Below are 22,424 nucleotides of genomic sequence, written 5' to 3' on the forward strand. Positions count from 1 at the left end.
GGCGAGGGCCAGCCACATTCGTCGCGGCTGAGCCTCAATCCAGCCTTTCCATGTAGGACGGCCTGCCTGTATGGGGCCTGACGCAGACCCGTGCGATCCTCGATGCGGAGAGGTGGCAGAGTGGTCGAATGCAGCGGTCTTGAAAACCGCCGTGGGTGCAAGCTCACCGTGGGTTCGAATCCCACCCTCTCCGCCATCCACGAGGAAGCAGTCAGCACCTTCGGGTCCTTCTTCGGTTCGGTATCATTCACCCCCGCCGCCGAGGACTAGCTGGCCGACCATCAGGGCGATCGACGCCGTCAGCCCCCCGATCGGCACCCACATAGGCACCTTCCGGATGCCGCCGCTCTGATCGTCGTCTCGCCGCTTGATCGCGATGAGCGCGGCATTGGCCACCGCGAAGACGGCGAGAATGATGAAGCTCGTTCCCCGCGCCAAGGAGGCCGTGGGGAAGAACAATGCCAGCGCCAGCACGATCCCGCCGGCGATGACCGTGGCCAGGATTGGGGTTTTCGTCCGCTCGTTCACATCGCTCAACCACGATGGCGCTCCGCCCCTTCGCGTGCCGAGATCATGGACGACCCGCGCCGCCATGATGATCTGCGCCAACGCACCGTTGACGATGATCAGCAAGCTGACGCCACCCAGCAGCCACCCGGGCTGGCCGCGGGCCTCGACGACTTCCACCAGCGGCGCCTCGGCCTCGTTGAGGGTCGCGGGATCGAGCACCGACACCGCGGCCAGAGCGACCAGAACATAGAAGAGCAGACTGACGAACAGCGCGACGAAGATAGCGAGCGGCACGGCTCTCGCTTGGTCCTCCGTTTCCTCGGAAAGCGTGACGATATCCTCGAAACCGATGAAGCTGTAGAAAGCGAGGAAGGCGGCGAGCAGGATGGCGACGCCGATCCCCTGATCCAGCCCCTCCCCCGACCAGGCGGACCTGAGTGCAGCCGGATAATCGACTGCCGCGGGAAGCGCGAACCACAAGACGTAGAGCAATCCGAACACCCCCGCCGCGGTCGTCACCCCCATGAACCAGGCCGATTGCTTGATTCCGATCGCGGCGACGATGGTCAATGACCCGACAAGCAGCGGGATCGACCACCATTTCGACACGTCCACGAATACCCCGAGGTAACCCACGAACCCGGTGGCGATCGTCGCAGCGGACACCAGTCCGGTAGCGATGACGGCCCACGCCACCGACACGGTCAGCCACTTCGTATCAAACCCGCGAGCGACGAATGCGGCGGACCCGCCGCTTTCGGGAACGCGCGTCGCCAGCTCCGCATAGGAAAAGGCCGTCAGACCGGCTGCGAAACTGGCCACGAGGAACGCGAACGGCGCGAGAGCGCCGGCTTCCCCGATGATCTTTCCGATCACCACATAGATGCCTGCCCCGAGCACCGTTCCCAGTGCATAGACCGACAACATCGCAGGAGCGATGTTGCGCGCCAGTTCGCCCTCTTTTTGATCGCTCATGTTCCCGCAACGGCGCGGAGCAGCGATTCTATCCGTCGGTGCTCGCTACGACGGAGCGGGCTATTCGAAGATGCGCTTGTATGCCGCCACCTTCGGCGCATCGTGCCGCACGATATACGGGTGGCGGGGGTTCTTGCGGGCGAAATCCTGATGATAGCCTTCCGCCGTCACGAAGAAGCGGAAGGGTTCGAGCTTGGTGACGATCGGCCGGTCGTAGACCCCGGCCTGTCCCAGCTGGCGGATATAGGCCCTTGCCTGCTTCTTCTGTCGCTCGTCGATCGGAAAGAAAACCGACCGATAATGGCTGCCGACATCGGGCCCCTGTCGATTGAGCTGCGTTGGGTCGGCAATCACCGAGAAATAGACCTGCATCAATTCGGCATAGCTGGTCCGGCGCGGATCGAAGGTGACCTTCACCGTCTCCGCATGGCCGGTACTTCCGCGGGTGATGTCCTGATAGGTCACGTCGCGCGACGCGCCGCCGGTGAAGCCCGATACCGCCGATTTGACGCCGTCGACTTCTTCGAACACCGCTTCGACACCCCAGAAGCAGCCGCCCGCAAAATAAGCGACCTCGATGGGCGCGTCGTTGGCCAGCGTCATCTTGGCTGCGGGAACGCGGGCATAGTCCTTCGCCATCGCGGGCGAGAACGCGAGCGCCGCTCCGGTCAGGAGACCGGCGAAAGCACCGGCGGTGAAGATTTTCTGTCGCATGGATTGATCCTCCTTACTTCGGGGATGCAGGGGAGCGTACCGACTGGTTACGCTTCAGTTGTTCTTTGAGTTTGCGCACGGGCGGGGTGTAGAGAAAGCCGAAGCTCACGCACCCCTCGCGCCCGTCGACCGCATGATGCAGCCGGTGCGCCTGATAGAGCCGCTGGGCATAGCCCGACTTCGGCACGATGCGGAAGGGCCAGCGCTGGTGCACCAGCCCGTCGTGCGCGATGAAATAGAGGATGCCGTAGATCGTCGTGCCGAGCGCCACGTACCACAACCAAACGGGACCCGTCGTCGCACCGATCGCGAACAGGGCCGTCGCCAGCACCGCGAACACCACCGCGTAGAGATCGTTCTTCTCGAACATTCCCGTCCGCGGTTCGTGGTGCGAGGCGTGCCACCCCCATCCCAATGGGCCGTGCATGACCCAGCGATGCACCGCATAGGCGGTCAGTTCCATCGCCGCGACGACCGCGAATGCGATCAGCAGGCCCTGCCAGACAGGGAAGGTGGACAGAAAATCGAAGCTCATGACGTCCTTCGCTTGGCCCGTTCGCCCGGCAGGCGCCACCACGGCGTCGCGGGCGAGAGATGATGTTCGTGGTGATAGCCGAAATGGAAACAGCTCAATAGGCTGGCCCACACGGGAAAATCGTTGGATCGGCTGTTATGATGGTCCGCGAAGGTCTCACCGTCGCGGTGCCGATGGGGGCGATAGGTTCCGAAGTAGAAAAGCTGCACCGACGCCGCCAGCGACGGGCCTGCCCAGAACAGGATATGCACCGCCCGCTCGACACCGCCCACAAGGTAGAGCGCGATGACATAAAGCGTCACGACGCCCCCGGTGGTCCAGAACACATACCAATCCAGATATCGGCCCATGAACGTCATGTACCAGCGCGGCGCGCTTTGCGGATGCGCAGGGTCGAAATCGGGATCCTCCGCCGTTCCCACATGATCGTGGTGGGCGTGATGCTTGGGATGCAACCGCGCATAGCTGAACCCCATGTAGAGGCGCAGCGCCAGCGTCCCGATCCCGCGATTGACGCGCTCCAGTCCGGGCGCGAGGCTGCCGTGCATCGCGTCGTGCGCGACGATGAACAGCCCCACCGACAACCAGGTCTGGATCACGAACAGCGCCATCGCCAGAACCGGCTGCTCCCACGCCACCAGGAACCAGACACCCGCGACATGCCCGCCCGTCCACGCCCCGATGATGAGGATCGCGAGCGTCAGGCCGGTGCACGTCTGGCGCTCGGCATCGCGGGAAAGGGCGGGATCGTCGTTCACGGTGAAGGACTTAGCGCTAGCACGGGCTTATTGAAAGCAGGCTGAACGGTCAGGTCTGTCGCACCGGATCGGGGTGCAGCTCGTCCATCCGCCGCGAGCGCCCATCGGGGCAGACGATCCGAACATGGTGCGGCTTCAGATCGCGGGGGGACGACACGCCGCAACTGTGTGCGATGATGTTCACTTCCTTGCGCATCTGAGCGACGAAATTGGCAACTTTCGTCGATTTCTCCTCGGGCACCAGTCCACGCTGCAGCCGCTTGTTGTGGGTCGTCACGCCCGTGGGGCAGTGATTGGTGTGGCACTTCATCGCCTGGATGCAGCCGATCGAGAACATGAACCCGCGCGCCGCATTGACGAAATCCGTTCCCGTCGCCAGCGCCCATGCGACGTCCGACGGCGTGATCATCTTGCCGGAAACGACGATGCGGATACGGTCCTGCAACCCGTGCTTGCGGCGCAGGTGCACCGTCAGCGGCAGGGATTCGTGCGCGACCATGCCGACATTGTCCATCAACGGCATCGGCGCGGCGCCGGTCCCGCCATCACCGCCGTCGATGGTAATGAAATCGGGCGCGCACTCCTGCCCGCGCTGGTTGATCGCCGCAAAGAAGCCGTCGAGCCATCCGTCGTCGCCCAGCACGGTCTTGATTCCTACCGGCAACCCCGACACACGCCGCAACCGTTCGATCTGGTCGAGCAGTTGCTGATCGTTCGCGATGTCGAGGTGACGGTTGGGCGAGATGCTGTCCTTGTTCACCGGAATGTGCCGGATCGCTGCGATTTCCTCGGTAACCTTGTGCGCCGGCAGGATCCCGCCCTTCCCCGGCTTGGCTCCCTGCGCCAGCTTCAGTTCGATCATCTTCACTTCCGGATGGGAAGCGATCGACTTCAATTTGTCCTCGTCGAGATTGCCGTCCTCGTCGCGCACGCCATATTTCGCCGTTCCGATCTGAAAGACGATATCGCCGCCTCCCTCGAGGTGCGCGGGCGCGAGACCGCCCTCCCCCGTCGACATCCAGCAGCCCGCCTTCGCCGTTCCCAGCGACAACGCGCGGATCGCCGGCTTGGACAACGACCCGTAGCTCATCGAACTCATGTTGAAGAAGCTGGGCGCCTCGTAGGGCCGCGCGGCCCCCGGCCCGATGATCAGCGGCGACGCCTCGACCGCTTCCTCATCCAGGGCGGGCCACGCCGAATTGACGAAGATCGGGGTTCCCACCGGCTGCAGGTTCTTGGTCGATCCGAACGGCCGCACGTTCCCCTTGCCGTCTGCCGAACGATATACCCAGTCCCGCTGCGCCCGGTTGAACGGCATCTCCTCGCGGTCCATCGCGAAAAAATACTGGCGGAAGAACTCCCCGAGCGAACTGAACAGCTTCCGGAATCGCCCGATCACCGGGAAATTGCGACGCACCGCATCCGAGGTCTGCGTGACGTCGATCACGAACAGGACGGCAACGATCAGCACCCCGATCCCCAGTGCCCAGATAAAGGCGAAAGCGAGCCAGGTGCCGGCATCCGCCACGTTCATATCGTGCTGTCCATCAACATTTCCCGAGCGCGGAGAGATATTCCCGCGCCCACCAGTGCACGTCCTCGCGCTGCAGCCCTGCGAACAATGTCTGCCATCGCTCCACCCGCTCGTCGCGGCTCATCGTCAGCGCGCGATCGATCTGCTTGGCGATGTCGATCTTGGCGTGCGGATTGACGGGCAGCGCGGCGTCCATCTGCGCGGCCGCCCCCGTGAACTGCGACAGGATCAGGACCCCCGGATCGTCGGGATCCTGCGCCGCGACATACTCCTTCGCGACGAGGTTCATGCCGTCGCGAAGCGAGGTGACGAGACCCACGTGCGATCCGTGAAAGATCCCGGCCAGCTGTTCGCGCGAATAGCCGCGATTGACGTACCGGATGGGCACCCAGTCGACGCGCGCATACTGCCCGTTGATCCGTCCCGACAGCGCGTCCAGCTTCCCGCGGATTTCCTTGTAGGCGCGTACTTGAGCGCGCGATGGAGGCGCGATCTGCAACAGGGTGACCTTGTTGTGCCAATCCTCGCGTTCCAGCAGGGTGCGATAGCCTTCGAACCGTTCGATCAGTCCCTTGGAATAGTCGAGCCGATCGACCCCCACGATGATCTTGCCCGGCACATTGTCGCGGGTCCGGATCAACGTCGCCTGCGCTTCGGGCGTTTTGACCATGTCGGCGAAGGCATCGGCATCGATCCCGATGGGAAAGGTCATGCAACAGAGCGAGCGACCCTCGTGGGTCAGTTGCGTGCCCTCGACATTCGCGTCCAGTTCCCGCTCGCAATAATGGAGGAAACTCTCGCGCCAGTCGTCCGACTGGAAACCGATGAGGTCGTAGGCCAGCATCGTCCGCACCAGCCGCTGGTGATAGGGCAACGCCTGCAGCAGCCGGTGGGGCGGCCACGGGGTATGAAGAAAGAAGCCGATCTTGTTGGATATACCGAGCTTTCGCAGCTCGTCCGCCATCGGAATGAAATGGTAATCGTGGATCCAGATGCGGTCGTCCGGTCTGATCATCGGGGCCAGCGCGGCGGCGAGGGCGGCGTTGACCGCCTCGTATCGCTTGCCGAACGCATTGTCGAAATCCGCAAGCCCCAGCCGGTAATGGAACAGCGGCCATAACGTTCGGTTGGCATAGCCGTTATAATATTCATCGACCTGCTTCTCGCCCAGATCGACCGTGGCGAAGGTCACACCACCGACCTCGGTACAATTCACCTCGCCCGTATAGCTGCTCGCGGTGTTCCCCGACCATCCGAACCACAGGCCCTTCGACTGGGCGAGCGCCTCGTCGAGAGCTACCGCCAGGCCTCCCTGTGCGCCCTTCTCCCCCTGCGGATCGGGGATCGCGACCCGGTTGGAAACGACGACCAGCCGGCTCACCGTACCGCACTCCACGGCCGCGACAGGAGCTTCGCGCAGTTGATCAGTCCGACGAGCGAATAGGTCTGCGGATAATTGCCCCACAATTCGCCGCTCGCGAAATCGGTGTCCTCGGACAACAGCCCCGCGGGGGTCAGCCTATCGAGCATCGTCTCGAAGAGTTCGAGCGCCTCGTCGTCGCGGCCGCAGCGGTGCAGCGCCTCGATCAGCCAGAAGGTGCAGAAATTGAACGCCGTCTCGGGCAGTCCGAAATCATCTTCGGTGGCATAGCGAAGCATGTGCTCGCCCTTGCGAAGCCGCTGTTCGACCGCATCCATCGTGGCGAGGAACTTGGGATCGTCGGCATCGAGAAACCGCATGTCGACCAGTTGCAACAGGCTCGCGTCCAGTTCGTCCCCGTCGAAGATTGCGGAGAAACGCCCCGCTTCTTCCTGCCAGGCGCGATCTTCGATCACGCCGCGCATCCGCTCCGCCGCCTCGCGCCAGTAGGTCGCGCGGTCCTCGATCCCCAGTTCGCCCGCGATGCTCGCCAGCCGGTCGGCCGCCGCCCAGCACATCACGCTCGAATAGGTATGCACCGACGCGCGCGTGCGGAATTCCCACAATCCCGCGTCGGGCTGGTCGAACCGCGCCAGCGCCTTCTCGCCGACTTTCTCGAGCGCGTGGAAATCCGCCTCGTTGCCCGCACGGAACAGCCGCCGGTCGAAAAAGGCCTGCGCGTTCGACAGCACGATCTGTCCGTAGGCGTCATGCTGTTCCTGTTCGAACGCCGCATTGCCCTTGCGCACCGGCCCCATGCCGCGATAGCCGCCGAGCGCCTCGGCCACCCCTTCGTCGAGCTGCGCCTCCCCGCCGACGCCGTAGAGCGGCTGGACCTTCCCCTCCCCCGCCGCGTCGACGATATCGCGCAGGTAGGCCAGATACTGTTCGAGCACGTCGAGTGCGCCCAGCCGGTTGAGCGCCTGGACCGTATAATAGGCATCGCGCACCCAGCAGTAGCGATAGTCCCAGTTGCGCTCCGAACCCGGCGCCTCGGGGATCGAGGTGGTCAGCGCCGCGACGATCGCCCCCGTCTCCTCGTGCTGGCACAGCTTCAGCGTGATGGCGCAGCGGATCACCATCTCCTGCCAGTCCAGCGGGATCGCCAGGCCGCGCACCCAGTTCATCCAGTGCCGCTCGGTCCGCTCGAGCATCCGCGCCACCGTGCTGCCGATCCGCCCCCGGAAACTCTCGTCGGTACCGAGGAAGAAGGCGTGGTCCTTTTCGACCCGGAAACCGCGCCCGTCGAGGACACGCCCGATCGGCGCGTCGGTCGACAGCCGAAGCGGCGCGGGCGCCATTTCGTAGCGGACATGATTGCTGCCCCGCGTCCGGTTGGCGTCATGGCTGCCCCAGTTCGTCGCGGGATTGAGCAAGACGCGCAGTCGCGGCGATCCCTTTACCGGGCGCACGATCCGCGCAAACGCCACGGGACGATACAGCCGCCCGGACGACATGTACCGCGGGCAGAAGTCGATGACGTCGAGCTCGTCCCCTTCCGCATCGGTCAGCCGGGTGACGAGGATCGGCGCGTTGCGAACGAACCGCGGTTCGGCCGACACCTGGTTCTCAAGGCACATCCGCCACTCGCCGCGCGGCTGATCGCGTTCGCCGGACGCTTCCGGGCCGAGCAGCGAACAGAACAGCGGATCGCCGTCCACCTGCGGCTGGCATCCCCATACCATGCCCGCCTCGTTGTCGATCAGCGCGGACACCTGGCAATTGCCGATCGGCCACAGGTCGAGGTTGGGCCGGTCCTTCATCGCAGCCATTCCCACAAAGCCGCCACGCTTTCGAGCTGATAGGCTGCCGCGGTCTCCCGCGCGGGTCCCACCAGTACTGCCGCGCCGCCCATCGCGCGCGCGGCCCGGAACGCATGTTCGTCGGTCAGGTCGTCCCCGATCATCACCGGCCTTCCATCGCATAGCGGCGCATCGCGCATCAACCGATCGAGCGCGTCGCCCTTGGTCCCGCCGGGCAGCCGCACCTCGATCACGTGGTTCCCGTCCTGCACCTCGAGGCCATAGCGGGCCGCCAGGCGAACGATCACCTCGTGCAGTTCCGCCTGCTTGTCCGGGCACTCGCGAAAATGCAGCGCCGCGCCAAATGTCTTGTCCTCGAACCGCACGCCCTCGTCGGCCGCGATCGCCGCAATCTTCGCGCTCGCCGCGGCCAGTCCGGGCTGTCCATCGTCGGGGGATTCCGTCCGACCGTCGATCCGGCGCTCCAGGCCGTGGGATCCCACCAGCGCGATACGATCATCCCCGATCCGCTGCTCCAGCGACGACAGCGCCCGCCCGCTGATTATGCACAGCCGCCCGTCGAGCCGCTCGTACAGCGCCGACAGCCGCGCCTGTTCGGCCTCGGTAAGGAAGACGGCCTCGGGATCGTCCTCGAACCCCGCCAGCGTCCCGTCGAAATCGAGGAACAGGCTCGCGCCGTCGAGCAGCGCAGCGGGCGGCGGTGGCAGGTCGGATGAACGGTCCAGCAGCAGTCGATCCTTTCCTCGCGCCGATCGGGATGCCCTAGACACCATTGTTGCCCGGACCGCGCAAGCACTGCTTTGGACTGGCCCCTGCCCGGTCGAGACGGTATAGCGCCCCCATGCTTCAGAAATCGAACGCCAAGACCCTCGTGCCTTTCGCATGGGACGATCCCTTCGCCCTCGAAGACCAGCTTACCGACGAAGAGCGCATGGTCCGCGATACCGCGCATGCCTACGCGCAGGAAAAGCTGCTTCCCCATGTCGCGAAGGCGTTCAACGAGGAAACTTTCGATCCCGACATCATGCCGCAGATGGGCGAACTGGGCATGCTCGGCGCCACGGTGCCGGAAGAATATGGCGGCGCGGGCCTCGGCTATGTCAGCTACGGGCTGATCGCGCGCGAGGTCGAGCGCGTCGACAGCGGCTATCGCAGCGCCTGTTCGGTCCAGTCGAGCCTCGTGATGCACCCCATCAACGCCTATGGCTCCGAAGAGCAGAAGCGCACGTATCTGCCCAAACTGGCGACCGGCGAATGGGTCGGCTGCTTCGGCCTCACCGAACCCGACGCGGGCAGCGATCCCGGCGGGATGCGCACGCGCGCCAAGAAGGTCGATGGCGGCTTTGTCCTCAATGGTGCGAAAATGTGGATCACCAATTCGCCCATCGCCGACGTCTTCGTCGTCTGGGCCAAATCTGATGCGCACGACGGCAAGATCCGCGGCTTCGTTCTGGAAAAGGGGATGAAGGGCCTGTCCGCGCCGCAGGTGAAGGAAAAGCTGTCCCTTCGCGCCTCGATCACCGGACAGATCGTGATGGAGGATGTCGAGGTCGGAGAGGATGCGCTGCTCCCCGACGTCGAGGGTCTGAAGGGGCCGTTCGGCTGTCTCAATGTCGCTCGATACGGGATCTCGTGGGGCGTGATGGGGTCGGCGGAAGCCTGCTTCACCGCGGCACGCAGTTACCAGCTCGATCGCAACCAGTTCGGGCGCCCGCTCGCCGCCAACCAGATCCCGCAGCTCAAGATGGCCGACATGGTCACCGAAATCGGCCTCGGCCTTCAGGCGAGCCTGCGGGTCGGGCGGCTGCTCGACGACGGGAAATTGACACCCGAGATGATCTCGATCGTGAAACGCAACAACTGCGGGAAGGCACTGGCGATCGCCCGCGTCGCGCGCGACATGCTCGGCGGCAACGGTATTTCGTCCGAATATCCGGTGATGCGCCACATGCTGAACCTCGAAACGGTCAACACCTACGAGGGCACGCACGACGTCCACGCGCTCATCCTCGGACGCGCGATCACGGGGATTTCGGCTTTCTAATCGCTCGGTGCGGGCCGTTTCAGCAGCACGAGCTCCTCGCCCTGGTAATCGAAGCGCCGCTCCGCCGCGAAACCGAGGCGCTCGGCCAGCCGGTGCGAGGATGCGTTTCGGGGGTCGATCATCGCATAGAGATCGCCGCCCCGTTCGGCGTCGAACCACATCAGGGCGGCGCGGCATGCCTCACCGGCATAGCCCTGCCCGTGCATCGGCGCGGCGAAGATGTAGCCGAGCTCGGCCTCGCCGTCCCAGCCCTTGCCTCGCAGACTGTCGAAGATCGCGACCGTTCCGATCACGTCGCCTTCGTCACGCCGCTCGACCATCCACCCGCCGATGCCGTTGACGGTCCAGCCGCCGACGCTCGCGAGCGTTCGCCGCCACAATTCCTCGCGCCCGATGGGTTCAGGCCCAAAGAAGCGGTACACCTCCGGATGCTGGTGATAGGCGTATATCGCGTCGAAATCCTCCGCGACGAAGCCGCGAAGGATCAGACGTTCGGTCGATAGCCGAGGCGCGGGATGCGCGCCCAACGAGCGACTAGCTCTTCTTGGAGAGGCTCAGACCGCCGAAACGCTTGTTGAAGCGTTCGACCTGGCCGCCCTGTGCCGCCTTGCGCGTACCGCCGGTCCAGGCCGGGTGCGTCTTGGGATCGATGTCGAGCGCGAGCGTGTCGCCCTCGGCGCCCCAGGTCGAGCGGGTCTGGAACTTGGTACCGTCGGTCATTTCGACGTTGATGATGTGATAATCGGGATGCGTGTCGGTTTTCATGGCGTTTTTCCGTTGGTTGGGCTGGTTTCCGACCAGCCTCTTGGGAAGGTCGCGGCTCTCTAGCCAACACCGTCCCGATTGACAAGTGAAAGTCCTGCGCTAGGCGTCGACGTCGATGGAAGGGTTTCGCTCCTGTCATGGGAGCGGCGAAGAGGGAAGCCGGCGAACATCCGGCGCTGTGCCCGCAACTGTGAGCCCCGCGGCAATCCGCCGGGGCAAGCCAGATACCGACCTTTCCATCCGTCCGTTCGTGCTGCCGGGACCAGCGGCGCGGCGCGGGAGACGCATGGCGCACGCATAAGCCGCGCGCCTGTCCTTCCTGCCGTGGCGATCCTGTCGTCATGGTTTGAAAGAGAAGGACTTTTCGTGCCCATCATCGCCTTCCTGGCCGCCTCCGTTCAGCCGGCGCCCGAACCCGCTATCGACCCGCAACAGGTCTCGCCCATCGTGGTCACGACGTCGCGAGAGGAAGAAGCCCTTCCCGACGCCGAACCCGTCACGCTGCTCGACGACACGACGGTCGAAGCGTTGGCACCCGCACGCCACACCGACCTGTTGCGCCTCTTCCCGTCCGCCTCGTTGTCGGAAACCGGCTCGCCAGGCTCGCAAGCACAACTGCGGATCCGCGGAGCAGAAGCGAACCAGACCCTCCTGTTCGTCGGGGGGATCAAGGCCAACGACCCCGCCGCGTCCAACGAGGCTCGCTTCGAATTGCTCGGCCTCCCGCTCGGCAATGCGCTCGAACTCGTGCGCGGACCCCGTTCCGCGCTGTGGGGTGCCGAGGCGATCGGCGGGGTCGTGGCCGTCCGGCCTGGCATCGGCACTGACGGATCGCGCATCCGGGCCGAGGCGGGAAGCGATGGTTTCCTACGCGCCGACGCCGCGACACGCCTCGGCAGCTTCGATCTGAGTGCGGGTTATCAGCGCGCCGACGGTTTCGACAGTTTCGATGGAAACGGCGATAAAGACGGCTATTCGAACCTATCTGCTGCGGTGTCCGGCACCATCGGCCTCGGCGCCATCGACCTTGAACTGTCGGCCTTCGGGATCGAAGGGACCAGCGAATATGATGGCTTCGACCCCCTCACCTTCCTCCGCGCCGACACGCGCGACGTCACCGACAACCGCCTCGGCGCTGCAAGAGTAGGTCTTGCCGGCGACGCAGGCGCGGGTTGGTCGTTCGAGGCCGACGCCAGTTTCCTCGCCTCGTCGAACGACAATCGGTTGGACGACGTCTTCCTCAATCGCACCAGCGCCGAGCGGCTCGCCACGGGTGCGCAGGCGCTGCACGAAGGCCGACTCGGTCGATTTCGCTCCGAGACCATCCTTGCGCTTCGCCATGAAACCGAATGGTACCGCGCGCGCGACGACCAATATGGAGGCGCGACCGACCAAGAGCGTCAACGAGGCAATACCGCCGCCGCGATCGAATGGAGCCTCGAAGGGGCAGCCATTCGCCCCGAACTCGCCGTGCGTCACGACATCTTCACCGATTTTGCGGACGCGACCAGCGTTCAGATCGGCCTTTCCGGCGAGGCCGCTCGACAGCTCACTTTGTTCGCTCGCTACGGCACCGGCATCGCGCAGCCCAGCTTCACCGATCTCTACGGCTTCTTCCCCGGCAGCTTTGTCGGCAACCCCGACCTCGCGCCCGAACGCAGCCGCGGCGGGGAGATCGGGGGACTGTTCGGGAGCCGCGGGGGGAACCATATCGCGCTGTCTCTCTTTGACCAGACGCTCACCGACGAGATCGTCTCGACGTTCGATTCGACGACCTTTCTGTCGGGCGCGGCCAATAGCGAGATCGACAGCCGCCGCCGCGGGATCGAGGTCGAGGGCCATGTTCGGCTGGCATCCTTCCTGACCGCCGGCGCGAACTACAGCTATCTCGATGCTAGCGAGGGAAGCGTTGCGGACGCCGCACTCGACGAGGTCCGCCGACCCGATCATCGCGCCGCCCTGATACTGACCGGCGAGCGCGACGACCTCACCATCGGGGCCACACTCGCGTACGTCGGCGCGCGGTTCGACACCGACTTCGATCGGTTTCCTGCCGAAACGCTACGGCTCGATCCCTACGTGCTCGCCGACGCGCGGATCGCTTACCGATGGACCGATGCGCTGTCCTTGTCGCTGCGCGGTCGCAACCTGTTCGACACGCGCTATCAGGATGTGATCGGCTATCGAACCGCCGGGAGGGGCTTATATGCCGGTCTCGATCTTCGCCTCTAGCACCGCTGCCGCCCTGCGGATCGCCAGCCTCGACCTGTGCGCCGACGAATTTGCCCTGAGCTTCGCTGCACCGGGCCGCGTCGTCAGCGTCAGCCACCTCGGCGCCGATCCTGCGGAATTCGCGCTGGCGCGGCGCGCACGGGGATTGCATCGCAACGACGGCACGATCGCCGACATCGCGCGTCTGAAGCCCGACGTCATTCTGACGTCGCGCGCCCTGCCGACGGGCGGTGCACGGCTCGCCCGGCGCCTCGGCATCCGGATCGAGACGCTTCGCCCCACCACTCATCCGCGCGAGGTGCGCGCTGAGGTTCGTCGGCTCGCACCGCTCCTTGGAAATCGCCGCGCCGCCGCGCAGTGGATCGCTCGGTTCGACCGAATGGCCGCCGACCCTCCACCCCCGCGTCGCGCCCTTTTTCTGGGCGCTGGAGGGTCGGAAGTCGGTTCACTCAGTTCGGCGTGGCTGGCGATGGCAGGAATAGCCCCGATCGCCATCGCACCCGGGCGCAGCCGGATCGAGCAGATCGTCCGTACCAGGCCCCGCCTCATCCTCGAAAGCCGCTATCGGTCGGGAGACTGGCACCGCGGCGGCGATTGGAGAAGCCATCCGCTCGTCGCCAACCTCGATGCACCGCGATACGTTATCGACGGCCGGGCGATGAATTGCGGGCAGGTCGCGATGCTCGGCGCGATCGAGGAGCTGAAGGAACAGCGTAGATGATCCGCTGGCTTCCCCTTCTCCTTCTCGCGTTGCTGGCGACGGCTCATCTGCTGGTGCCGACCGACCTGTTCGCGCTCGACGACTCCATTGCCCGGGCTATTCTGCTCGAACTGCGAGCGCCGCGGACGTTGCTCGCCATCGGCTATGGCGCAACGCTGGGGATCAGCGGCGCCGCGCTCCAGGCAGTCTTCGCTAACCCCCTCGCCTCCCCCGACATCACCGGCGCAGCGTCGGGTGGTGCGCTGGGGGCGGTCGCGGTCGCGCATTTCCTCGCGATGACGACCCCCATCGCGCTGGCGCTGGGCGGTGCCGCAGGATCGGGCCTCGCGCTCGCGGGCCTCTTCGCGATTGCGGGACGCGGCGCGGATCCGGCGCGGCTCCTCCTGGCGGGACTTGCCATCGCGCTGGCGGCCGGCGCTGCGACATCGCTACTCCTCGCGCTCGCCCCCTCCCCCTTCGCCTTCTACGATCAGTGGCGTTGGCTGATGGGGAGCCTGGTTGATCGGGGGTGGCCCGATGCAGCCTCTGCACTGGTTCCTTCGGCAATATGCGGAACGATCCTGTGGTGCGACCGCCGCGCCTACGATCTGCTCGCTCTCGGCGGCGACGTCGCAGCTTCCTACGGGATTGATCCGACGAGCCTTGCGCGGCGCACGATCCTTCTGTCCGCGATCGCCATCGGTGCCTGTGTCGCCGCGTGCGGTGCGATCGGGTTTGTCGGACTGATCGCGCCGATCGCGGCCCGGCGGCTGGTACGCGGCCATCCGGGACGCGCTCTGCTCCCGTCGGCCCTGCTGGGTGCAGCGCTCCTGCTGGGCGCCGACATGCTTGTGCAAGCGGGCCCTCCCGGACGCCCGATCCCGATCGGGGTCGTGACCGCCCTCATCGGAACGCCGCTTTTCATCGCGCTGCTGATGCGTCTCGGTAGGAGCCCAGCGGCATGAGCCTCGTCGCTGAAAAAGTCGCCCTGCCCGGTCGTCTCGACCCGTGCGACCTCCGGGTCGAGCGCGGCGAGCGCGTGGCGCTCATCGGCCCCAATGGCAGCGGCAAGACCAGCCTGCTGCGCGCTCTGGCAGGAATTGACGGAACGGCTCTGGCCCTCACGGTCGACGACGAACCGGTGCGTCAGAACAGTCCTGCCCGCCGAGCGCGAATGATCGGCTACCTTCCCGCCGCACGCCGGGTCGACTGGGCGATCCCTGTTGCCGATCTCCTGCGCCTCGCCCCGATACCGGTCGACGAAACACGGCTAGCGGGCCTCATCGACCGGCTTGCGCTCTCCGACTTTCTGCAACGCGCGGCCAACGCCTTGTCGACGGGCGAACGCGCACGGGTGCTGATCGCCCGAACGCTGGCGACCGATCCGCATTTTCTGCTGCTCGACGAACCGCTCGCCAACCTCGACCCCTTCTGGGTGCTGACGATCGTCGATCTGTTCAAAGAGGAAGCGGGGCGCGAACGCGGCATCGTCGTCGCGCTGCACGATCTTGCGCAGATAGAGGGGTTCGACCGGCTCGTTCTGATGGACAAGGGACGGATCGTCGCCGACGCGCCGAGGGCCGAATTGCAGCAAAGCGACCGGATCGCCCGGCTGTTCGACCTCACGCGCGGCGAGGACGGGACCTTGCGTCTCTAGCCTTGATCGCGTCCGTCATCGGGCGGATCGGCGATCATTGCGGTGAAATTGACCTCGCAGGTCGTCTCGCCCTCGACCGAAGCCTTTCCGGCGAACTTGCAGATGTTGCGGCGCATCTGCACGATCTCCGCATCGAGATGAAGCAGGCATCCGGGCTCCACGGGCTTGCGGAACTTGGCCCCCTCGATCGCCATGAAATAGACAAGCTTGCCCGAACCCGCGAGATCGAGGCTTTCCACGGCGAGGACGCCGGCGGCCTGCGCCAACGCCTCGATCTGGAGGACGCCGGGCATGATCGGGCGACCGGGAAAATGCCCCTGGAAGAACTGCTCGTTCATCGTCACGGCCTTCACCGCACGGATGGAACTGTTCTTCTCGAGCCGCTCGACCCGGTCGACGAGCAGAAGAGGATAACGGTGCGGCAGCGCCGCCATGACCCGCACGACATCGAGCGGACCCATCACGGCGCTGTCGCCCCCGTTGTCCATTAGCGGCCCTGCGGAGTCGCGGCGGGCTGCTGCGCCGGCTGCTGCGGCGCGGGCGCGTTGACGTTGATCGTCGTCAACGTGCGGTTGAGTTCATTGAGAACATCGGTCGTCACGTCCACGGCCGGCGCGTTCGCCAGCGTGCTGTTCAACGGAACGATGATCGTCGCGCGGCGGGTGTTCAGAACCTGCGTATAGGCCGGCTCGAGCGCGGTCGCGATCTGCTGGAGCACGAAATTGCGGTTACGGTCGACGACCGCACTACGCTGCTGGATTTCGCGCGCGATCGTGTTGCGCTGCTGTTCGAATGCCTGTGCACGCTGCTGGAGCGCGGCGTCCGGCTGTGCGCCGTTGAGCGCCTGGAGTGCCGTATTGAGCGCCTGCCCTTCGGCCTGCAGCGGGGTGGCGAGTTCGTTCTGACGCGCCTGCACCGCCTGGACCTGCTGCTGCAGCTGGGTGTTGGCAGTGACGCAGGCGTTGCAGGTCGAGATGACGCGTTCGACGTCGACGACGCCGATCTTGGCATCGGGGAGCGCCTGGGCGCTGGCAGCCTGCGGGGCAAGAGTGGCGGCAGCGGCAAAACCGGCCGCGATCACGAGATTTTTCATTTAAAAAGAAGTTCCTACATTGAAATTGAAGACACGCGGCTCGTCGCCATCCTGCTTGAGGATGGTAGTCGCAAGATCGATACGCAGCGGGCCGAAGGGCGATATCCAGTTGGCACCGATCCCGGCGGTCAGGCGCGGGCTGGAACTGTTTCCGACGAACACTTCGCGATATCCCGGCTGGAAGACGTACGAGTTCTCTTCCTCTCCGAAATCGTCACACGAAGTGATCGGCATCTGACCGCCCATTCCATCGTCGATCGTGTCGCCGGGACGCACAATCTGCTGGTTGAGGCCGGTGCCGGGCACCGGGGTACAGAAGAAGAGAATATCCTGCGTCAGCGGCTCGGTAAGATCGAAGACCGAACCGATATCGACGAAGACCGACGGACGAATGCCGAAGCTGCGGATCCCGGCCGAAACCGGGATTTCCACTTCCGCACGCCCGAAATAATAGGCGCGACCGCCGAGCGAGGAACGACGGCCGTCTTCGGGCACTTCGCCCAGCGACCCGTCGGCAAGATACGGGATGCGCTGAACACGCGGCCCGATCCCGCGAATGTCGAACCCGCGAAAACCGCTCTGCGGTCCGAAGAAGCGGTCGGTGATGCGGATCGGATCCAGCCCTTCGATCTCGCTGTCTTCGAACGGGGCGATATAGCCGCCTTCGGCGCTGAGCGAGAGGATGAAGTCGCTGGGCAGCTGGAAATAGCGCGACACGTTTCCGCGAGTACGCAAATAGCGCGTATCGCCTCCGAGCCCGGCGAAGTCTTGGCTGAAGCTGGCCCGCCACCCGCGCGAAGCACGGATGCCGTTGGTATTGTCGAACGCGAGGCTGTAGCCGACCAGCGAAGTCAGACGCTCGCCCTGCTCCGCGCAGAACACACCACCGCGCAGGAGGTCGCATTCGTCGTCGTCGAGAACGCCGTTGCCGTCGAAGTCCGTGAAGAAGATGTTCCGATCAAGCGTAATCTCGTCGAGGCTGAGGCTGTAGCGGAAGCCCGCCGACAGGAATTCGGTCACCGGGAAGCCGAGCCGGAGCCCGCCACCCGTACGAACCTGGTTAAAGGTCGTCTCGAAGTCACCATCGATCAGTCGACGACCCGGGCTCGAGAAATCCTGCCGGAACAGATCGGCGCCGAACAGGATGCGACGATCGAACAGATAGGGTTCGGTGAAACCGAGCTGCACCGACTGGGAGAAGCGCGACCAGTTGACGCCGGCGTTGAGCGTCTGGCCCTTGCCCATGAAATTGGTCTCGGCGATCGAGGCGGCGAGCAGGAACTGCTCGAGGCTCGAATAGCCGGCCTGGAAGGTCAGCTGACCGGTCGGGCGGTCCTCGACCGCGACCGACAGCGCGACGCGATCGTCGGCGACCTGCGTCTGCGTGATTTCCAGTTCTTCCTGGAAATAGCCGAGGCTCTTGATGCGGTTCTCGGTACGCTGAATCGCAGCGGCGTTGAAGCTGTCGCCCTCGAACAGGCGGAATTCGCGGCGGATGACGTTGTCGCGCGTCGTGACGTTGCCGGTGATGTCGACCCGATCGATATAGACGCGGCGCGATTCATTCGTGCGGAACGTCACGTCCATCGTCAGATCGTCGGGGTTGCGGCTGTAGGCGGGCGTGATGTCCGCGAACGCATAGCCCAGAAGACCCGCGGTCTCGTTGAGGTTGGTGATGACATCTTCGGCGCGCTCGACGTCGAACCAGTCGCCCGTCTGGATCGGGACCTGGGCCCGCATGACGCTTTCGGGATAGTCGCGCAGCGCACTATCGACGTCCACGTCCCCGAACTTGTAGCGCTGTCCTTCCTCGACGACGTAGGTGACCACGAAATCCTCGCGGTCCGGCGTCAGTTCGGCAAGCGCGCTGACAACACGGAAATCGGCGTAGCCCTGCGTCAGGTAGAAGACGCGGAGCGCCTGTTGATCCGCCGCGATGCGGTCCGCGTCGTAGCTGGTGTTGGACTTGAGAAAGCCCAGAATGCCGCCCGCCTCGCGCGAGAACATTTCCTTGATAAGCTTGCCGTCCGAAAACTGCTCGTTCCCGATGATGTTGATCGAGCGGATCTGGGAACGCGCGCCTTCGCTGATCTCGAAGATCAGGTCGACACGGTTCTGGTCCAGTTCGACGATCTTGGGCTCGACCACCGCGGCATAGCGACCTTCGCGGGTGTAGAGTTCGATGATCCGGTCCACGTCGGCGCGCACACCTTCGCGGGTGAAGATCTGGCGCGGCGCGAGACGGATTTCGGCGGCGATATCCTCGTTGCTGATCCGGTCGTTCCCCTCGAGGACGATCCGGTTGATGATCGGGTTTTCGGCGATTTCGATGACGATGTTGCCGGTATCTGCACCGTTGATGATGACGTCGGCAAACAGATTGGTATCGTAGAGATTGCGCAGCGCCGCATCGAGCGAGTCCGCATCGTAGCTCTGGCCCGGCTGCAGCCCCGAATAGGCGATCACCGTCTCGCGCTCGATGCGCTGAGTGCCGGTGACCTGGATCGAGCGGATCGTACCTTCGCGCGGGTTCTGCGCGGTCGAAGGCGTAACCGGCTGCGCGGTGGCGGCATCCTGTGCCGGCTCCTGCGCCACGTCGAGTTCGGGAAGCGGTACTTCCTCGATGTCCTGTGCCAACGCCGGGCTCGCCAGCAGGCATCCCGACAGGATCGTTCCCACCAGCAATGCCCTGTTCGTCCGGCTCATCGCCGTTGTCGCTTTGACTTTCACGCGTTCCCCGCCCTTTTTCATGATGATGATGCCGGAAGCCGTGTCCCGCGCACTGTTCGAAATTTCGCGCCCGTCTAGCGCCTTCGAGGCTACCCGATCAAGCGTTCGATCCGGTCCGCCACGCCGATCGAGGAAAGATCGTTGAACGTGGTAAACAGGATCAGTGCCAGCAGCAGGGCCAACCCTCCACGAAAGGCCCATTCCTGAACGTGCGGACTGACCGGCCGCCTGCGGATCCCCTCGATCGCGTAGAAGAGAAGATGTCCGCCATCGAGCATGGGGACTGGCAGGAGATTGATGAAGCCCAGATTAATCGACAGCAAAGCCGCGAAACCCACTGCCGCTTCCCAGCCCAACTGAGCCTGCTGGCCGGTGATCTGCGCCATCTTGATCGGGCCGCCGATCTCCTTGACCGACAGGTTGCCGAACAGGATCCGCCCGAGACCGTCGACGATCCAGGTGAGCAGACGCCAGGTTTCCGTCACTCCCTTGCCCACCGCCGCGATCGGACCGACCGCCGCCCGCTCGACCGAGCCCTCGACCCCTAGGCGACCGACGGTGAATTCCTGGCCGTAGCGATCGGTCGCGACGTGAGCGGCAAGCTGGGTGCGTGTGGATCGCACTTCCCCGTCCCGCTCGTAGCGGATGTCCACCTCTTCTCCCGGCCGGATGACGACCGTGCGCATGATGTCGTCGAAGGAAGCGATGTCCCGGCCTGCGATCGAGACGATCTCGTCCCCCGGAACTAGCCCTGCGGCGGCAGCGGCGCTGTCGGGCTCGACGCTGTTGATCTGGCTCGTGGACTGTGCGGTTCCGATTGCCATGAAGAAGGCGGCGAAGATGACGATCGCAAGTAGGAAATTGGCCATCGGGCCTGCCAGAACGATCAGGAAGCGTTGCCACACCGGCTTGTTCTGGAAATGGTCGGGGTCACCGTTGCTTTCGCCCGGGCGGCTCGCCGCATCGGCATCGCCCGCGAACTTCACGTAACCGCCGACGGGGAGCATCGCGACTTTCCAGCGCATCCCGCGCTTGTCGGTCCAACCGAAGATCTCCTTCCCGAACCCGATCGAGAAGGCGTCGCATTTCACGCCGAACAGACGGGCGACCCCGTAGTGGCCAAGCTCGTGGAAGAACACGAGCGGCCCGAGCACCGCCACGAAGGCGGCGAGAATGAAGAAGATGCTGGGTTGTTCGATCATGCCGCTCTCGCCTTCACCAGCGCGGCGGCGTCGGTACGTGCGGCGTCATCGACCAGCAGGACGTCGTCGATGGTCCGCAGCGGCCCCTCGTTCGCGGCCTTCTCGAGCACCTGCTCAACCGTTGCCGCGATGTCGGCAAAACCGATCTTTCGATCGAGAAAGGCCGCCACCGCCACCTCGTTCGCGGCATTGAGACGCGCGGGCGCGCTTCCTCCCGATTCAAGGGCGGTTCGCGCAAGTCGCAGCGCAGGAAAACGGTCGGCGTCGGGCGCTTCGAAATCGAGCCGTGCCACCGTTGCAAGGTCGAGCCGCTCGATATCTGTCTTCATCCGATCGGGCCAGGCGAGGCAGTGAGCGATCGGCACCCGCATGTCGCTGGGACCCAGCTGGGCCAGGATCGAACCGTCGCGATATTCGACGCAGCTGTGAATGACCGACTGGGGATGAACGACGATGTCGATCCGCTCGCTGGGAAGCCCGAACAGATGATGCGCCTCGATCAGCTCGAGACCCTTGTTCATCATCGTCGCGCTGTCGACGCTGATCTTCGCCCCCATCGACCAGTTGGGATGCGCCACCGCCTGCTCGGGCGTCTTGGCCGCCATCTCGTCGGCGGACAGGGTCCGGAACGGGCCACCGCTCGCGGTCAGGATCAGCCGATCGACCTGCGAGCAATCGCCATCCGCAAGACATTGGAAGATCGCATTATGCTCGCTGTCGACGGGCAGGATCCGCGCCCCATGCCGTCGCGCCGCTTCCATCATGAGCGCGCCCGCCGTGACGAGGCTTTCCTTGTTGGCGAGGCCGACGGTCACGCCCGCCTCGATCGCCGCCATCACCGGCTTCAGACCTGCCGTTCCGACGATCGCCGCCATGACCAGATCCGCGTCGCGCGCCACCGCGCACAGCGCGTCCTCGCCCGCCAGTGCCTCGCAATCGGTTTCCGAAAGTGCCGTGCGCAATTCGCCGAGCAGCCCGCCGTCCGCAATGACCGCCCGTTCGGCACCGACGCGCCGCGCGATCTGCGCCAGCCCCTCGACGTCGCTTCCGGCGGTCACCGATACGATGTCGAAGGCCGGATCGTCCTCGATCAGCGACAGAGTCGATCCGCCGACCGATCCGGTGGCTCCGAGAATGGCGATACGCTTGCTCACAGCCAGCCCGTATAGACCAGAACGGCGGTCAGTGTCGCCACCACCAGAAGGCCGTCCAACCGGTCGAAGACTCCGCCATGGCCCGGTAGCCAGCGCCCCGAATCCTTCACGCCAGCCATCCGCTTCATCTGGCTTTCGAACAGGTCGCCGACCTGCGCCGCCACCGCCGCGAACGGCGCGAGCATATAGAGACCGTGCGGCAGACCGACCCGCCATGTCCACAGCCCGCCGAGCACCGCCGCGAATACCATGCCGCCGATCAGACCTTCCCAGGTCTTGTTGGGACTGATCGCAGGAGCCAGCCTGTTTTTGCCCATCGTCTTGCCGACGGCATAGCCGCCGATGTCGGTCGCCCACGTCACGATGAACACCCACATGACGAGGTAGAAACCGTCCAGCGCGACCAGCAGGCCCGACCGGTCGCGCAGCCACAGGAGCGCGATGGCAGGGATCAGGCAGTAGAAGAAACCCGCCACCTTCCACCCCAGTCCCCGGTCGCGGACCAGCTGCATCCATTCCCAGTAGATCGCGGTGGCCACGGCGGCAACGAAGATCGCGAACATCATCCCGCCGGTCCAGGCGACCGCCACGGCGATCGCAACCATCAGCAATCCCACGATTGCCCGAATCGTCAGTTC

Annotated in this window: 21 protein-coding genes, 1 tRNA gene and 1 riboswitch; of the genes, 6 read left to right on the top strand and 16 right to left on the bottom strand. The window is 64.9% G+C overall.

What is annotated here, in order from left to right; translation table 11 throughout:
- The first annotated feature begins 106 nt into the window (after positions 1-106).
- A tRNA-Ser gene (locus WJT74_RS04835) sits at positions 107-196 on the top strand.
- A 47-nt stretch (positions 197-243) separates the two neighbouring features.
- Here WJT74_RS04835 and WJT74_RS04840 read toward each other — a convergent pair.
- Genes WJT74_RS04840 through otsB form a run of 8 tightly spaced genes read right to left on the bottom strand, consistent with a single transcriptional unit; the run spans position 244 to position 8,979 of the window.
- The gene (locus WJT74_RS04840; RefSeq protein WP_343347507.1) at positions 244-1,485 is read right to left on the bottom strand and encodes an APC family permease; all 1,242 of its coding nucleotides are present in this window, start codon (positions 1,483-1,485) and stop codon (positions 244-246) included.
- 60 nt (positions 1,486-1,545) lie between these two features.
- Positions 1,546-2,199 (bottom strand): peptide-methionine (S)-S-oxide reductase MsrA, encoded by a 654-nt coding sequence (msrA, locus tag WJT74_RS04845; RefSeq protein ID WP_343347509.1) that lies wholly within the window; start codon positions 2,197-2,199, stop codon positions 1,546-1,548.
- Positions 2,200-2,212: 13 nt separating this feature from the next.
- The gene (locus tag WJT74_RS04850) at positions 2,213-2,734 is read right to left on the bottom strand and encodes a sterol desaturase family protein (protein WP_343347511.1); all 522 of its coding nucleotides are present in this window, start codon (positions 2,732-2,734) and stop codon (positions 2,213-2,215) included.
- Positions 2,731-3,492, bottom strand: coding sequence for a fatty acid desaturase (locus tag WJT74_RS04855; protein ID WP_343347513.1), 762 nt, complete (start codon positions 3,490-3,492; stop codon positions 2,731-2,733). The genes WJT74_RS04850 and WJT74_RS04855 overlap by 4 nt, the downstream gene beginning before the upstream one ends.
- A gap of 49 nt (positions 3,493-3,541) precedes the next feature.
- Positions 3,542-5,026, bottom strand: coding sequence for an FMN-binding glutamate synthase family protein (locus WJT74_RS04860; protein ID WP_343347515.1), 1,485 nt, complete (start codon positions 5,024-5,026; stop codon positions 3,542-3,544).
- Between the two features lie 13 nt (positions 5,027-5,039).
- Complete coding sequence (locus WJT74_RS04865) at positions 5,040-6,407, bottom strand: alpha,alpha-trehalose-phosphate synthase (UDP-forming) (RefSeq protein WP_343347518.1); 1,368 nt, start codon at positions 6,405-6,407, stop codon at positions 5,040-5,042.
- Positions 6,404-8,209 carry a glycoside hydrolase family 15 protein gene (locus tag WJT74_RS04870; protein WP_343347521.1) on the bottom strand — a complete coding sequence of 602 codons (1,806 nt, stop codon included), beginning with the start codon at positions 8,207-8,209 and terminating at the stop codon, positions 6,404-6,406. Before WJT74_RS04870 ends, WJT74_RS04865 begins: the two co-directional genes overlap by 4 nt.
- Entirely contained in the window at positions 8,206-8,979 is a 774-nt protein-coding gene (gene otsB / locus WJT74_RS04875) for a trehalose-phosphatase (protein ID WP_343347523.1), read from the bottom strand. The genes WJT74_RS04870 and otsB overlap by 4 nt, the downstream gene beginning before the upstream one ends.
- 71 nt (positions 8,980-9,050) lie before the next feature.
- Between otsB and WJT74_RS04880 the strand changes: the two genes are divergently transcribed.
- Complete coding sequence (locus WJT74_RS04880; protein ID WP_343347525.1) at positions 9,051-10,253, top strand: acyl-CoA dehydrogenase; 1,203 nt, start codon at positions 9,051-9,053, stop codon at positions 10,251-10,253.
- Here the strand turns inward: WJT74_RS04880 and WJT74_RS04885 are convergent.
- Positions 10,250-10,780: a GNAT family N-acetyltransferase gene (locus tag WJT74_RS04885; protein WP_343347527.1), complete on the bottom strand. Its 531-nt coding sequence runs from the start codon at positions 10,778-10,780 to the stop codon at positions 10,250-10,252. The genes WJT74_RS04880 and WJT74_RS04885 overlap by 4 nt on opposite strands.
- 7 nt (positions 10,781-10,787) lie before the next feature.
- Positions 10,788-11,018, bottom strand: a complete 231-nt coding sequence (gene rpmE, locus WJT74_RS04890; protein WP_343347528.1) for a 50S ribosomal protein L31 — start codon at positions 11,016-11,018, stop codon at positions 10,788-10,790.
- A 104-nt stretch (positions 11,019-11,122) separates the two neighbouring features.
- A riboswitch (cobalamin riboswitch) is annotated at positions 11,123-11,268 on the top strand.
- 116 nt (positions 11,269-11,384) lie between these two features.
- On the opposite strand from rpmE, the gene WJT74_RS04895 reads away from it, so the two are divergent.
- From WJT74_RS04895 to WJT74_RS04910, 4 genes are read left to right on the top strand one after another with little or no spacing between them, the layout of a single operon-like run.
- A complete protein-coding gene (locus WJT74_RS04895; RefSeq protein WP_343347529.1) occupies positions 11,385-13,250 on the top strand; it encodes a TonB-dependent receptor plug domain-containing protein in 1,866 nt (621 codons plus the stop codon).
- The gene (locus WJT74_RS04900; RefSeq protein ID WP_343347531.1) at positions 13,225-13,971 is read left to right on the top strand and encodes an ABC transporter substrate-binding protein; all 747 of its coding nucleotides are present in this window, start codon (positions 13,225-13,227) and stop codon (positions 13,969-13,971) included. Before WJT74_RS04895 ends, WJT74_RS04900 begins: the two co-directional genes overlap by 26 nt.
- A complete protein-coding gene (locus WJT74_RS04905; protein WP_343347534.1) occupies positions 13,968-14,915 on the top strand; it encodes a FecCD family ABC transporter permease in 948 nt (315 codons plus the stop codon). Before WJT74_RS04900 ends, WJT74_RS04905 begins: the two co-directional genes overlap by 4 nt.
- Entirely contained in the window at positions 14,912-15,607 is a 696-nt protein-coding gene (locus WJT74_RS04910; RefSeq protein ID WP_343347537.1) for an ABC transporter ATP-binding protein, read from the top strand. The genes WJT74_RS04905 and WJT74_RS04910 overlap by 4 nt, the downstream gene beginning before the upstream one ends.
- Here WJT74_RS04910 and fabZ read toward each other — a convergent pair.
- The 6 genes from fabZ to WJT74_RS04940 form a co-directional block, all read right to left on the bottom strand.
- Positions 15,604-16,095 carry a 3-hydroxyacyl-ACP dehydratase FabZ gene (fabZ, locus tag WJT74_RS04915; protein WP_343347540.1) on the bottom strand — a complete coding sequence of 164 codons (492 nt, stop codon included), beginning with the start codon at positions 16,093-16,095 and terminating at the stop codon, positions 15,604-15,606. The two genes, WJT74_RS04910 and fabZ, sit on opposite strands and share 4 nt — an antisense overlap.
- Positions 16,095-16,700: an OmpH family outer membrane protein gene (locus tag WJT74_RS04920; RefSeq protein ID WP_343347542.1), complete on the bottom strand. Its 606-nt coding sequence runs from the start codon at positions 16,698-16,700 to the stop codon at positions 16,095-16,097. The genes fabZ and WJT74_RS04920 overlap by 1 nt, the downstream gene beginning before the upstream one ends.
- Positions 16,701-19,406, bottom strand: coding sequence for an outer membrane protein assembly factor BamA (gene bamA / locus WJT74_RS04925; protein ID WP_343347544.1), 2,706 nt, complete (start codon positions 19,404-19,406; stop codon positions 16,701-16,703).
- 113 nt (positions 19,407-19,519) lie between these two features.
- Entirely contained in the window at positions 19,520-20,632 is a 1,113-nt protein-coding gene (rseP, locus tag WJT74_RS04930; RefSeq protein WP_343347546.1) for an RIP metalloprotease RseP, read from the bottom strand.
- Positions 20,629-21,786, bottom strand: a complete 1,158-nt coding sequence (locus WJT74_RS04935; RefSeq protein WP_343347548.1) for a 1-deoxy-D-xylulose-5-phosphate reductoisomerase — start codon at positions 21,784-21,786, stop codon at positions 20,629-20,631. Before WJT74_RS04935 ends, rseP begins: the two co-directional genes overlap by 4 nt.
- A complete protein-coding gene (locus tag WJT74_RS04940) occupies positions 21,783-22,391 on the bottom strand; it encodes a phosphatidate cytidylyltransferase (protein ID WP_343347550.1) in 609 nt (202 codons plus the stop codon). Before WJT74_RS04940 ends, WJT74_RS04935 begins: the two co-directional genes overlap by 4 nt.
- Positions 22,392-22,424: the final 33 nt, after the last annotated feature.

Source organism: Sphingomicrobium sp. XHP0239 (assembly GCF_039555325.1).
GTDB classification, from domain to species: domain Bacteria; phylum Pseudomonadota; class Alphaproteobacteria; order Sphingomonadales; family Sphingomonadaceae; genus Sphingomicrobium; species Sphingomicrobium maritimum.